This is a genomic window from Pyxidicoccus caerfyrddinensis, assembly GCF_010894405.1.
Lineage (GTDB): Bacteria > Myxococcota > Myxococcia > Myxococcales > Myxococcaceae > Myxococcus > Myxococcus caerfyrddinensis.
In genome coordinates, this window is record NZ_JAAIYA010000017.1 from 152,094 (window position 1) to 165,363 (window position 13,270).

11 protein-coding genes are annotated in these 13,270 nt (G+C 70.0%); 4 read left to right on the forward strand and 7 right to left on the reverse strand.

Going from position 1 to position 13,270, the window contains the following annotated elements:
• Positions 1 to 17 precede the first annotated feature (17 nt).
• The 4 genes from rfbC to rfbB form a co-directional block, all read right to left on the reverse strand.
• A complete protein-coding gene (gene rfbC, locus G4D86_RS34050; RefSeq protein WP_163998283.1) occupies positions 18 to 569 on the reverse strand; it encodes a dTDP-4-dehydrorhamnose 3,5-epimerase in 552 nt (183 codons plus the stop codon).
• Positions 566 to 1,447, reverse strand: a complete 882-nt coding sequence (gene rfbA, locus G4D86_RS34055) for a glucose-1-phosphate thymidylyltransferase RfbA (RefSeq protein WP_163998284.1) — start codon at positions 1,445 to 1,447, stop codon at positions 566 to 568. The genes rfbC and rfbA overlap by 4 nt, the downstream gene beginning before the upstream one ends.
• 95 nt (positions 1,448 to 1,542) lie before the next feature.
• Positions 1,543 to 2,442, reverse strand: a complete 900-nt coding sequence (locus G4D86_RS34060) for an SDR family oxidoreductase (RefSeq protein ID WP_163998285.1) — start codon at positions 2,440 to 2,442, stop codon at positions 1,543 to 1,545.
• 7 nt (positions 2,443 to 2,449) lie between these two features.
• On the reverse strand, positions 2,450 to 3,478 hold the full coding sequence (gene rfbB, locus G4D86_RS34065) for a dTDP-glucose 4,6-dehydratase (protein WP_163998286.1): 1,029 nt from the start codon (positions 3,476 to 3,478) through the stop codon (positions 2,450 to 2,452).
• 138 nt (positions 3,479 to 3,616) lie between these two features.
• On the opposite strand from rfbB, the gene G4D86_RS34070 reads away from it, so the two are divergent.
• Entirely contained in the window at positions 3,617 to 5,248 is a 1,632-nt protein-coding gene (locus tag G4D86_RS34070) for a glycosyltransferase family 4 protein (RefSeq protein ID WP_163998287.1), read from the forward strand.
• The gene (locus G4D86_RS34075) at positions 5,238 to 5,681 is read left to right on the forward strand and encodes a hypothetical protein (protein ID WP_163998288.1); all 444 of its coding nucleotides are present in this window, start codon (positions 5,238 to 5,240) and stop codon (positions 5,679 to 5,681) included. The genes G4D86_RS34070 and G4D86_RS34075 overlap by 11 nt, the downstream gene beginning before the upstream one ends.
• 46 nt (positions 5,682 to 5,727) lie before the next feature.
• Here G4D86_RS34075 and G4D86_RS34080 read toward each other — a convergent pair whose 3' ends face one another.
• The 3 genes from G4D86_RS34080 to G4D86_RS34090 all read right to left on the reverse strand — a co-directional run bounded on the left by G4D86_RS34080 (position 5,728) and on the right by G4D86_RS34090 (position 9,125).
• Positions 5,728 to 7,971, reverse strand: coding sequence for a DUF7657 domain-containing protein (locus tag G4D86_RS34080; RefSeq protein ID WP_163998289.1), 2,244 nt, complete (start codon positions 7,969 to 7,971; stop codon positions 5,728 to 5,730).
• Between the two features lie 102 nt (positions 7,972 to 8,073).
• Positions 8,074 to 8,433: a DUF2304 domain-containing protein gene (locus G4D86_RS34085; RefSeq protein WP_240360618.1), complete on the reverse strand. Its 360-nt coding sequence runs from the start codon at positions 8,431 to 8,433 to the stop codon at positions 8,074 to 8,076.
• Positions 8,430 to 9,125 carry a glycosyltransferase family 2 protein gene (locus G4D86_RS34090; protein WP_163998290.1) on the reverse strand — a complete coding sequence of 232 codons (696 nt, stop codon included), beginning with the start codon at positions 9,123 to 9,125 and terminating at the stop codon, positions 8,430 to 8,432. Before G4D86_RS34090 ends, G4D86_RS34085 begins: the two co-directional genes overlap by 4 nt.
• A gap of 475 nt (positions 9,126 to 9,600) precedes the next feature.
• Between G4D86_RS34090 and G4D86_RS34095 the strand changes: the two genes are divergently transcribed.
• Both G4D86_RS34095 and G4D86_RS34100 read left to right on the forward strand, forming a co-directional pair.
• Positions 9,601 to 10,356: a class I SAM-dependent methyltransferase gene (locus tag G4D86_RS34095; protein WP_163998291.1), complete on the forward strand. Its 756-nt coding sequence runs from the start codon at positions 9,601 to 9,603 to the stop codon at positions 10,354 to 10,356.
• Positions 10,357 to 10,603: 247 nt separating this feature from the next.
• Positions 10,604 to 13,189 (forward strand): glycosyltransferase family 2 protein, encoded by a 2,586-nt coding sequence (locus tag G4D86_RS34100; protein WP_163998292.1) that lies wholly within the window; start codon positions 10,604 to 10,606, stop codon positions 13,187 to 13,189.
• Positions 13,190 to 13,270 lie beyond the last annotated feature (81 nt).

The window sequence follows — 13,270 nt, forward strand, 5'->3', positions numbered from 1 at the left end:
GGCCACCCCGTCCTGCTTCAGCCCGCGTACACCGGAAGCACCGGGGCATCCTTGAGCCGCGGGGCCTTGGCGTCCTTGCCGGACAGCAGCGGCGAGGACACGGGCCACGGAATGCCCAGGTCGGGGTCATTCCACAGCACGCCGCGCTCCGTGTCCGGCGAGTACAGCGTGGTGCACTTGTAGTGGAAGTCGGCGGACTCGCTCAGCACGCAGAAGCCGTGGGCGAAGCCCGGCGGAATCCACAGCTGGCGCCGGTTGTCCGTGGACAGCTCCACCGCCACCCACCTGCCGAACGTGGGCGAGCCGCGCCGCACGTCCACCGCCACGTCGTACACGGCGCCGGCCAGCACCTGCACCAGCTTGCCCTGCGCGTTGGGCTCCTGGAAGTGCAGCCCCCGCAGGATGCCCTTCGCCGAACGCGAGTAGTTGTCCTGCACGAAGGGCCCGGTGATGCCCGCGTCCGCGTAGCGCTTCTCATGGAACGTCTCCATGAAGAAGCCGCGGTCGTCGCCGAACACCTTGGGCTCCACGATGAGGACGCCCGGCAGCTCGGTGGGAATCACCTTCATGACACGGCACCGCGGTGCGCGATGAGGTCCAGCAGGTACTGGCCGTACTCGTTCTTGCGCATCGGCTCCGCGAGCGTCGCCAGCTGCTTCTCGTCGATGTAGCCCATGCGGAAGGCAATCTCCTCCGGGCAGGCCACCTTGAGGCCCTGACGGCGCTCGATGATCTCGATGTAGTTGGACGCCTGCATCAGCGACTCGTGCGTGCCGGTGTCCAGCCACGCGTAGCCGCGGCCCATCAGCTCCACGTTGAGCTGCCCGCGGCGCAGGTACTCCGCATTCACGTCGGTGATTTCGTACTCACCGCGCTTGCCGGGCTTGAGGTTGGCGGCGATGTCCACCACCTGGTTGTCGTAGAAGTACAGCCCGGTGACGGCGTAGTGGGACTTGGGCTTCGCCGGCTTCTCTTCAATGGAGATGGCGCGCTTGTTGGCGTCCAGCTCCACCACGCCGTAGCGCTCCGGGTCCTTCACGTAGTAGCCGAAGACGGTGGCGCCCTGCTCGCGGCGCGCGGCCTGCTGGGCCAGCTCGCTCATGCCGTGGCCGTAGAAGATGTTGTCGCCGAGGATGAGCGACACCGCATCCTGGCCCACGAACTCACGGCCGATGACGAACGCCTGCGCCAGCCCTTCCGGCCGGGGCTGCTCGGCGTACTGGAAGCGCACGCCCCACTGCTCGCCGCTGCCCAGCAGCTCGCGGAAGCGCGGCAGGTCCTGGGGCGTGGAGATGATGAGCAGCTCCCGGATGCCCGCCAGCATCAGCGTCGTCACCGGGTAGTAGATCATCGGCTTGTCATAGACGGGCAGCAGCTGCTTGCTGACCACGCGCGTCAGTGGATACAGGCGCGTGCCCGAACCACCGGCGAGGACGATTCCCTTCATACGTTCACCTCATGTCCCGCGTTCCGACGGGCTCCCGGCCGTGGTCCCGGTCAGTCGCGCGGGGGATGCGCGGCCCGTAGGCCGCGCGAAAGTTGTCAGCCGCCCTGCCCGGCCTTCCAGGCCGCGTGGAAGCGCGCCAGGGACTCGGCCAGTTCCAGCGGCTTCGCGGCCAGTTGCGTGCGCACCTTGCCCGTCTTCAGGCCGCTGCGCAGCGGCCGGGGGCTGGCCAGCTTCAGGTCCGCCATGCGCGTGGGGGTGATGAGCTTCGCGTCGAAGCCGAACACCTCGCACAGCGCCCGGCCGAAGCCCACGCGGTCGATGACGGTGCCGCCGCAGGTGTTCCACACGCCGCCCAGCTTGCGCTCGCCCAATTCCACCAGCATGGCGGCCACGCTGTCCGCGAAGCTGGGGGACACAATCTGGTCCTCGAAGAGCTTCACCGGCTGGCCCTTCTCCAGCGAGCCCACCAGCCACATCCCGAAGTTGGGCCGCCCCGCCGCGGGAAAGCCGTACACCACCGCCGTGCGGGCAATGGCGCAGCCGGGGACGAAGGTGCGCGCGGCCTGCTCGCCCATGTGCTTGGTGAGGGCGTAGACGCCGCGCGGGTTGGGCAGCGCCTCCTCGTCATACGGGCCCGCGTCACCGTCGAAGACGTAGTCGGTGGACACGTGCACCAGGTGCGCCCCGGCCTTGCGCGCGCCTCTGGCCACCGCCGCGGTGGCGGTGACGTTGGCGGCGAAGGCTGCTTCGGGGTCCTTCTCGCACGCATCCACCTCCGTCATGGAGGCGGGGTGGATGACCACCTCGGGGGCGGCGGACGCGAGCGCGGCGGCCACGTCCGGCTCGCGCGTCAGGTCCACCTCCACGTAGCGGTACGTCCCGCCGGTGCGGCGCGGGCCGCGGCCCAGGCCCACCACCTCGTGCCCCTGCCGCTCCAGCAGCGCGCAGACGCGGCTGCCGACGAGCCCATTCGAACCAGTGACGAGGAAGCGCATGGCCGACCTACGCCGCCCGGCCGTGCAGGCGGGTCTTGTACTGGGTGTCGAAGTACTGGCGGTAGGCGCCGCTCATCACCCGCTCCCACCACGAGGGGTGCTCGACGTACCACTTCACCGTCTCCGCCAGACCCTGCTCGAAGGTGTGGGCGGCCTTCCAGCCCAGCTCGGCGCGAATCTTCGTCGGGTCGATGGCGTAGCGCCGGTCATGCCCCGGCCGGTCCGCCACGTACTTGATGAGCGTCTCCGGCTTGCCCAGCAGGCCGAGGATGCCCTTCACGATTTCGATGTTCCGCCGCTCCGCGCCGCCGCCGATGTTGTAGACCTCGCCGGCCTTGCCCTTCTCCAGCGCGAGCAGCAGGCCCTGGCAGTGGTCCTCCACGTGGAGCCAGTCGCGCACGTTGCCGCCGTCGCCATAGACGGGCAGCGGCTTGTCGTGCAGCGCGTTGACCACCATCAGGGGGATGAGCTTCTCCGGGAACTGGTAGCGCCCGTAGTTGTTCGAGCAGCGCGTCACCACCACGTCCAGCTTGAAGGTGTGGTGGTAGGCCAGCGCCACCAGGTCGGAGCTCGTCTTGGAGGCCGAGTACGGGCTGGAGGGCTGCAGCGGCGAGGCTTCCGTGAAGGCGCCGGTGGGGCCGAGCGAGCCGTACACCTCGTCGGTGGAGACCATCAGGAAGCGCTTGATGCCGCGGGCGCGGGAGGCCTCCAGGAGCTGCTGGGTGCCCAGCACGTTGGTGGTGACGAAGACCTCGGGCCCGAGGATGGAGCGGTCCACGTGGCTCTCGGCGGCCAGGTGCATCACCGCGTCGATGGAGTGCTGCACCATCAGGTGCTCGACGAGCTCGCGGTTGCCGATGTCGCCGCGCACGAAGACGTGCTTCGGGTCACCCTCCAGGTCGGAGAGGTTCTCGAGGTTGCCCGCGTACGTGAGCTTGTCGAGGTTGACGATCTTCCAGTCCGGTCGCTCGCGGCGAAGGTACTTCACGAGGTTGGAACCGATGAAGCCGCAGCCACCTGTCACCAGGACATTCATTGACGTACTCACCACGGGAATCAGGAGAAGTGTCCTCCGTATCGGAGCCTGGGAGGGGGCGTCAAGGTAAGGCAACAGTCGTCTGGTGACAGTCCCGCTTGTGTGCCGGTCCGCCCGGGTCTAGAGGCTACTGGTAGCGTGAACTTCCGGAAGAGCAAGCGAGGGGCCACGGCATCGCCCGCCCGAGCGGTCCACCAGCTCGTGTCGCGGCTGGCGTGGGGCGACGCCGTGGGTAACCAGGTGCGCTACCTGCGCTCGCTGCTGCGCGGGTGGGGCTACGCCTCCGAAATCTACGCGCCGCAGTGGGACGACGAGTGCCGCGACGACGTGCGCCCGGCGGACGACTATCCCCACGAGGCGGACGCGGACAGCGCGCTGCTCGTCCACCACAGCTTCGAGTCGCGGCTCGTCCCGCTGGTGGCCCGCGCGCCGGGGCGCAAGGCGCTCGTGTACCACAACGTCACTCCGGCCAGGCTCTTCGCGGGGCTGGACCGGAAGGTGGCGGCCGCGTGCGCCGCGGCGCGGGACGAGCTGCTGGCCCTGCGGCCCCTCGTCGAGCACGCCTGGGCGTACTCGCACTTCAGCGCGGAGGAGTTGTCCGCGGCGGGCTTCCCGGGCGTGGCGGTGCTGCCCTTCGCGGTGGACTGGCGCGGCTTCGACGTGCCGCCCGACGCTTCGCTGCGCGCCGAGCTGGACGACGGCTGCGCCAACATCCTCTTCGTGGGCCGCGCCGTGCCCAGCAAGCGCGTGGAGGACGTGCTGAAGGTCTTCGCGGCGTACCAGCGGCTGTACCAGCCGCGCAGCCGGCTGCTGGTGGCGGGCTACCTCAACCGCGACACGACCTACGGCGCGACGGTGATGGCGCTGCGCGAGTTGCTGGGCGCCGAGCGCGTCCTCTTCCTCGGCCGGGTGGGCGCGGCGCAGCTGTCCGCCTGCTTCGGCTCGGCGACGGCGTATCTCTCCATGAGCCGGCACGAGGGCTTCGGCGTGCCCCTGCTGGAGGCCATGTACCGGGGCGTGCCGGTGGTGGCCTACGGCGCGGCGGCGGTGCCGGAGACGATGGGCGGCGCTGGCCTCGCCACGCTGCGAGACGACCCCGTCGAGGTGGCCGGACTGCTCGCGGTGCTCGAGCGAGACACGTCCCTGCGCGCCCAGGTGGTCGCGGCGCAGCGTGAGCGACTGGCGGACCTGGGCCAGGAGGCCGTCGCCACGCGGGTGCGCGAGGCCCTCACGCCCTTCCTTGAGGGCCGGTCGCCGCCCCACCCCGCCCCTCCCAGCGACGCAGCCACCGTGGTGTGCCCCGGCTTCGACGCGGCCCCGGACGCACCCATGTCCCGGCTGGCGCGCGCCGTGGCGGAGCGGCTGCCCGGCGCGAGCCTGTGGACGGTGCGGCGCGACGTCATGCCGGTGCAGGCGGCGCCGGGCGAGGAGCGGCTCGGCGGCACGACGCTGTGGCGCTTCACCGCGGACGAGCCCTCCTTCGGCGGTGAGGCCGGCGCCCCACCCTCCTCCTCGCTGGAGATGGGCGTGCGCTGCACGCGCGGGCCCGTGCTCTTCGCGGGCGCCGCCGAGGCGGTGGCGCGCGAGGCGGTGGCGCACGTCCAGGCCCGGGCCTGGGGCGTGTGGGAGACAGGCCACACACCGGACGCGGCGGTGCGGCAGATGCTGGGCCCCCGCCTGCGGGAATTGGGAGCGGAGGCGGACGTGGCGCCGCTGGCCGGCGAGCTGGCCCGGGCCCTGGAGTCGGGAGGAGCAACGCATGCGCGCTGAGGACCTCATCACCACCCACCCCACCGCCGAGGCGGTGGCGGACGCCCTGCGCAGGCTGCCAACACCGGCGCCGGAGGCCGTGGAGGTGCTGCGCAAGAAGCTCGACACCGTGCAGGCGCCCACTCCCGGCGTGGAGTGGCCCGCCATCCTCCAGACTGCGCGCCTCAAGCGGGACACGCGCTACGCGGACGCGCCCTCGTCGCACCGGCCGGTGGTGGGGCCCGTGCTGGTGCTGGCCAAGCGCGCCTTCCGGCTCGCCTTCCAGCCCTTCATCAACGAGGCGCTGCGCCGGCAGGTGGAGTTCAACGAGGCCATCCTGGACGCACTCGCGCTCATCCATGAGCACCAGCGCGTGCAGGCCCACACCCAGGCCCGCTGGCGGCAGGAGGTGGAGGAGCGCCTGGCCCGGCTCACCGCCGAACAGGACAAGTAGCGCCCGTCTCCCCTCCAACCATGGCCTCGGGGCCCGGCCGCCGGCCTCAGGGCGCCTGCGTCGCCGTCTGGAGAGGGGCTGACGGGGGGCATTCGACTCCGGGGCCGGGTGCGGCCGCCGCATCCCCGCTGAAGCGCAGATGCATCGCATCGCCCGTGTCCTGGTCCACGGCGACCACGCAGACGCGGAGCGCCTCTGCGGGCGGGAGCGGGAGCTCCGGTGGGAGCGTGAGCCGCGCCACGAAGCCGTTATGGCTGAAGCCCTGACCGGGGTTCGCTGCCATGACGTCAGGCCGGGGCTCGGACTCGAGGCTCGCCTCCATCGCCGGGTGGGACAGATAGATTTTCAGGCCCTGGCGTCCCGTCAGTCCGACCCACGGCGCCCAGCCGCGAATGGTGAGCGCGTGGTCCTCGAGGCGCACGTCGTCGACAAAGCCCGCCTCACGCTCACCGATGGCGGGAGGAGACTGGGGCGGAGGCGCACGGGTGGAGGGTGAGAACACGATCCACCGTTCGCGCTCTCGAGGAGTCTGGAAGATGCGCACGGGGACCGCGACCGCGTCCGGCCCGATGACGTGGGGCTCCAGCGAGTTGGTGAGCGTGATGTGCGCGTAGCGGTTGAAGACCTCGTTGACGCGCGCCTCCGACAACTCCGGCATCATGCGATGGAAGTACTCGACCTGCGGCGTGGGCAGGACATGGGACGCGGAGCGGTAGCCCAGGCCATTGAGCAACGCGCCCTCGTAGCCCCCCACCACCAGGCGCTTGTCGGGGGCGAGCTCGGCGGTGATGTCGAGATTGCGCAGCCTCTCGGTCTGGGGACGGTTGAAGATGGGCCAGGCCCGTTGCAAGGGATTGAAGGAGGCGAAGGTCGCGACCGCGATGACGGCGGCGCTTCCCAGCAGCAGTGGGTGCGCATCGTGCCCACGAAAGCGTCCCATCATCGTGCCGACGAGCCCGATGGCCACCGGAATGATGATGGCGACATCCTTCCGGGACTCCCACAATCCAAGGCCGTGCAGCGACAGCTTGAAGTGGTACCAAGCCCCGAAGACGACCGCGCTGAAGACGAGCACCCGCAGCGGGCTCAACACCATCCCGGATTGCTCGGCAATCACATACCCCATCACCAGGAAGAGGAATCCGAAGGCAAACGCCATGCGGGAGGGGGGCACCTGATTCCAGAGCAGCGGCATGCCCATCCACGGGGGCACGGGCAGCCACAGCCAGGCCGCCATCATCAGGAAGGCGGGCAGCAGGAAGTAGACGGGCCGCAGCCGCCCCTGCCGCCACGCACGACCGAGCCCCGCCCAGTTCAAGAAGCAGGGAATCATGAGGAAGTAGAACGTCCCCACGACCGAGAGCTCACAGATGTTCGTCCAGGTGATGAGCGGCTCGTGGCGGTGGATGCGCGAGGTGGGAAACACCATCATCAGCAGGCGATCCATTTGGAAGTCGCCCCCTCCCACCCGGCGCAGGCCCGGATAGACGGTGTGCAGCGTCGCGCGCAGCCAGTCCTGCAGATAGAGCACCGCGGTCAAGCAGGCGAGCCCCGCCGCCACGGCAAAGCCAATCAGCGGGCGCGGGCGGCGGAGCGTGCTGGGAGCGAACGCCAGCAGCAGCACCACGGCGACGAAAGCGAGCGGAATGAGCAGGGGCGGATAGAAGCTCGACAGCATGCAGCAGGCCGCGAGCCAGTAGAACAGGGGCACCCGGACCCGCAGGGGACCTTCCCAGAGCACCGTCCACAGCAGCCAGGGGTAATAGGCCAGATTGGGCCCGATGGTCGTCCACCAGGTCTGCGTGAAGCCGGTGAAGAAGAGCAGGACGGAGAGCAGTCCCGCTGGGAGCCACCGCATGCCCAGCCGCATGAACAACAGCGCGTACCCGAACAGGAACAGGACGGTGATGGTGAAGTGGTGGAACGAGTAGGCGTATGCGGCGTTGACGAGGGGGTAGAGCCACATGGACGGCTTGAAGGCCAGTCCCCAGTCCAGGATCGGCATCGAGTACGTCGAGCGCAAATCCTCCTGGTAGTAGGACGTCGCGTTGTAGCGCTTCAGCCCGTTGTTCACCGTGGCCTGGGTCAGTGGCGTGATGACCGCCCACTCGTCCGACCGGATGGAGCGCGGAATGCCATCCACCCGCCCGTCATCCGGAGCCTCGAGCCGGCGGAGCATGATGGCGTAGGAGGACGGAGACCAGGTGTTGCCGACATAGATTGCGGCGCTGAGCACCAGGAACGCGGCAATCCAGGCGCGAGGGGGAACGCGCTTGAGAAGCTGATTCATGAGGACGTCGTACTCCGGGAGAAATGGTGGAGCGGAGCGCTCCGCGGGCCGAAGCGGCCGGCCGGTTCTTGCACCGGACGGCGGTTCACCGGCAGCGGGACGCTAGCGAGAAGAGGCGTCCTCGCGCGGGTGCTCCGCCGAAAGCAGCGCGACCTCCTGGGCGAGGCGCTTGAGTTGCTGGCGCTGCTCCGCGACGGTGAGCGTGACGCGGTAGACGAGCCACAGCAGCACGGCCAGCGCGCCGAAGAAGAGCGCGGAGGGCGGGTAGAAGATGCCCATCGCGGCGGCAATCTCGTCGATGGCATGGCGCCACACGGCCAGTGCCGCGATGACGAAGCACACCGCCAGCCACGTGAAGGTATGGCGCTCGGTGGTGCGCATGCGCCGTGCAGTCAGCAGCACCGCCAGCGCGAACACCGCGGCAAACGCGAGGACGACGAAGCTCGAACGGGACAGGTTCATGTGGTGCGCACCCGCTCCAACAGGAGCGCGAAGGAGACCTTGATCATGTAGAAGGCGGAGCGCCAGGGGGTCAGCGAGCTGGTCCCCGTGCGCCGCGGCCGCATCTGCACCGGTACCTCGTCGATGCGGAAGCCCTGGCGTGCGGCCATCAGGATGCTCTCGGGCTCGGGATAGTCGTGCGGGTGCGTCTCGCCGAAGAAGGCAATGGCGCGCGCGCTGAACCCGCGAAAGCCCGAGGTGGGGTCCGTGACCGGCCGCTTGCAGAGCGTCGTGAGCAGCCGGGCGAGGAACTGGTTGCCGAAGCGCCGCAGCCCCGTGGAGCGGAAGCTCTGCAGTCCCGCGAAGCGACTGCCGATGACCAGGTCGGCTCCGTCGTCCACCCGGGCCAGCAGGGGGGCGATGAAGGCCGGGTCGTGTTGACCATCTCCGTCGATTCGCACCAGCGCCGCATACCCGTGGCGCTCGGCGAAGAGGAGGCCGGTCGCTTCGCCCGCGGCAACCCCCAGGTTGAAGGGATGGCTCACGACGACCGCCCCCGCGCGGCGCGCCATGACGGCCGTCGCGTCCGCGGACCCGTCGTCCACGACCAGGACATCGACGCCCGGAACGACGCGGCGGACCTCGGAGATGGTCTCCGCGATACAGGCCTCTTCGTTGTAGGCGAGCAGGACGACCAGGTGTTTCGAGTGCATTGGGCTCATGGCTTCTGGAGTGGAGGTGCCGGTGGGCCGACTTCTACCGGATGTTCCGCGGTTGAAAAAGCAGGGGCTTCCATCGCCGCCGCGAAGCAGGCCAGCCACACTGTATGTGTAGCGCCCCTCGGGAGGCAGCCAGTCAGGCTCCGTGCCCCCCAACCGGTGGTGATGAGGACCCGTGGCAGAGGCCCTGGACAGGCTCCATGGGACGCTTCTGGGTTGAGCGCCGGAACCCGCTGTATAGAGTGTCCGCCATACCTTTCCATGCGCTGGCAATCCGCCACATACAGCCTCCCGCTTCGTCATGCCTGACAAGACATGTCCTACCTGTAGCTCGCCTTCGCTTCGTGCCTCGTTCCAGAGCGCCCGGCTCGCCGTCGCCACCTGCGCCCGGTGCGGGCACAGGGCCGCGTCGCACGTCGATGCCCGGAATTCGGCGGACTACCATGCCCAGTACGACAGTGGTGGCTTCATGGCCTCACTGCGTGCGACGCGTGAGCGCCAGGCGCGGCGCCTCGTGGAGCGGCTGCGCCGGCACATCCCCGAGCCTTCACGTCTGCTGGACTTTGGCGCGGGCCGCGGCTGGTTCCTGGAGAGCTGCCAGCAGGCCGGGGTGCGCGAGCTCGCGGGCGCGGACATCTCCGAGCTGTCGGTGGGCTTGATGCGCGACGCGGGCATTCCCGCGATGCGGCTGCCCCTGCCGGAAGGCGGCCACTGGCCCCTGCCGCTGGAGTCGCTGCCGTTCCGCCCCCGCATCCTCACCCTGCTGGATGTCGTGGAGCACTTCCCGGGTCCGCACCTCGCGGACATGGTCCGCCACCTCGTCACCCAGCTCGCCCCGGAACTGGAGTGGGTGGTGCTGAAGGTGCCCGTCGCGAGCGGCCTGCTGTACCGCACCTCCCGATTGATGTCGGCCCTGGGCACCTCGCAGTTGCTGGAGCAGCTCTATCAATGCGGAACGTTCCCGCCCCATGAGAGCTACTTCACCCGCGCGTCCATGGAAGCCCTGCTTCCGCGCGTGGGATTGGAGCTCGTGGATGCCTTTGGCGACCTCGACTTCGAGCCCGGCAGCCTCGCCGAGCGGGCCCATGCACTGCGGCGCGTCCCCCGCCCGCTGGTCGCGCTGGCGGGCAACAGTCTGGGTGCGGTGGCGACGACGCTGGGACTGCAGGACTCCTACATCTTCATCGCCCGTGTCGTCCGCCCGGTTCCGGGACCCTCTGCCTGAGCCCTCGTCGCGGTGGGCAGGCCCAGGCTCCGCCGCGATTTTTCCCTGCTGGGAGGGCAGCCTGGTGGGCAGGCGTCTGCATTCAGGGGCGGCCCGGGTGCCACACCGGTCCGGCGCACGGACCTGATGGCCGCCATCAGCCGCTCCTCGCCGCCCTCGCCGGGCCCGCATCCGTCCCCATGCGCCTCCTGTGCGGCCAGCCGAGCACGGCTTCCCCACCCAGCGTCGGATGATATAGAGCCGCTCCATGCGTGAGCCTTTCCAGCGCCCGACGAACGGCGCATCTTCCGGACTGACCATCATGGAAGGCGGCAGTAACGAGCGCGGGTCGCTTCCCCCTCCCAGCATCGAGTCCGCCGCGGACCTCGCGGAGCGCGTGGGAACCCAGTTCCTCCTGGTCGATGACCTTCGTCGCAGTGATGCCACGGCCGCCGAGCTGGCGGGTCCGGAGACGCTCCTGCTGGAGCTGTTGCGCGAGCTCCGCCTGCGCGCCCCCAAGGGGTCGGCGTCCTTCACCCCGGGGCCGCGCGCGCTCCCGCTCTACTCCAACATCCTTGGCGAGGTGGAGCGGCGCTTCGGCGCGCGTGACGGTTCGCCCATGCTGCGCGCGGTCCGCCCGTTCCAGCTGGAGCTGCTGCGGCCCCAGTTCAACTTCAACGAGCAGCTGAGCCGCCTGCTCACGCAGCCCGAGCTCTACGCCAGCACCACCCCGGAGGCCTCCCAAGGACGTATCCGCGAGCTGCTGGAGCCGCTCGCCGACCCCGCCTCCTGGACGCACCAGTCCCACCGCAAGGCGGCCGTGGCCAGGGCCGTGGGGCTGCTCAAGCGCTCCGGGGTGGCCGGCCTGAGCCGGATACTGCGTCCGGCGCTCGAGCGCATGCGGAATTGGAACCTCGCCGCCATCGAGATGCTGATCGCCGGCACGGGCGACTCGCTGCCCACGCGCGCCCAGGCGGCGGAGATGGTGCGCCGCCTGGAAGCGCTGACCGACCCCTGCCCGCCGGAGCTGAACCTGCCGGAGCTCTGGAGGCAGACGCTCGCGCCCCAGCGCCACTTCGCCATCGAGGCCACCCGCGCCCTGGCGCGTCACCTGGCCATCCTCCCGGCCTTCTCGGACGAGGAGTACCGCCAGTGGTGCGCCCTCTTCGAGCCCGCGCGCATCGCTTCGGCCACCCGCGCGGCCCGCCAGCTCCGAAAGCCCCCCACCTTCTCGGTGATGGTGGGCGCGCGCGAGCTCCCCCCCGCACACTGGCGGGAGTGCATCGGTTCCCTGCTGGCACAGGACTACGAGCTGTGGGAGCTGTGCATCGCGGGCTCCGCCCAGGCGCTGGAGCAGCTGCGCGGCGGCCTCCCGCCCGCGTGGACCGCGGACAGCCGGCTGCGCTTCATTCCCTCCCCGGTCATCGCCAGCCACGCAGCCGCGCTCAACGCGGCGGTCCAGGCCGCACGAGGCGAGGCCCTCGCCTTCATCCACCCGTCGGATCGGCTCGCGCCCCACGCCCTCGCGGAGATGGCGCTCGCGCTCGACGCCCGGCCCGAAGCGCAGCTGGTGTACTCGGACGAGGACCGGCTGGATGGAGGGGGCCGCCGCTGCCGCCCCTTCTTCAAGCCGGACTGGAGCCGCGACCTGCAGCGCGCGTGTGACTACGCCACGCGCCTGCTCGTCATGCGCCGCAAGGCCTTCGAAGAGCTGGGCGGCCTGCAGGAGGGCTTCGACGGCGCCGAGCTGTACGAGCTGGTCCTGCGAGCCTCGGAGTCCACCACGCCGGCGGCGCACGTGCCCACCGTGCTCTACCACCGCCGGGAGACCTCGCGCTCCGTCCACTTCGTCAACGCGGCGGCCCACGTCGCGCTCACCCAGCACCTGAAGCGCTGCGAGGAAGACGCCGAGGTCCTGCTCGCGCCCAGCGGACTGCTGCGCGTGCGCCCGAAGGTGAAGGGCAACCCGCGCGTCTCCATCATCGTCCCCTTCAAGGACAAGCCGGAGCTGCTCGAGCAGCTGTGGCGCACCTTCAGCACCCGGACGCGGTGGGAGAACTGGCAGCTCATCCTCGTCTCCAACAACTCGGTGGATCCCCGGACGCACGCGCTGCTCGACGCGCTGGATGACCCGCGCATCGTCAAGCTGACCTGGAACCACCCGTTCAACTACTCGGCCATCAACAACTTCGCGGCCCGCCATGCCAAGGGCGAGCTGCTGCTCTTCCTCAACAACGACATCGAGATCATCGAGGAGGGCTGGCTGGAGGAGCTCATCGCCCAGGCCCAGCGGCCGGACGTGGGGGTGGTGGGCGCGCTGCTGCTCTTCCCCAACCGGAGCATCCAGCACGCGGGCGTGGTGCTCGGTCCCGGAGGCTTCGCGACCCATGCCTTCTGGCGGGGCCGCCCGGACGAGGCGTGGACGCCCTTCGGCCGCGCCGACTGCATCCGCGACTACCTGGCCGTCACCGGCGCCTGCATGATGATGCGCCGCGAGGTCTTCGAGCAGGTCGGCGGCTACGAAGAGCGGATGATTGTCTCCGGCAGCGACGTGGAGCTGGCGCTGCGAGTCGTCGAGCGCGGGCTGCGGTGCGTGTACACGCCTCACGCGTGCCTGGTGCACCACGAGTCCGCCACCCGCCGCTTCCACGCCATCCCCGACCGGGATGCCTGGCTCTCGTACAGCGCGTTCCGCCCCTGGACGCGGCGAGGCGACCCCTTCTACAACCCGAACCTCACCTTCGCGACCATGGACGGCTCGCTGCGCACGGATGAGCGCAGCGCCGAGGCCCTGGCGCTCCAGATGCTCGCCTGGGAGCTCCCCTCGACGGTGGGCAGGCTCGGGCCCGGGTAGGCTCCTGCCCGGCCACGAGGCGGGGCCGCTCCCCTCCTTGTGACTCTTCTCAACCGCGTGCTATAGGCGCCGCCCTTGCCC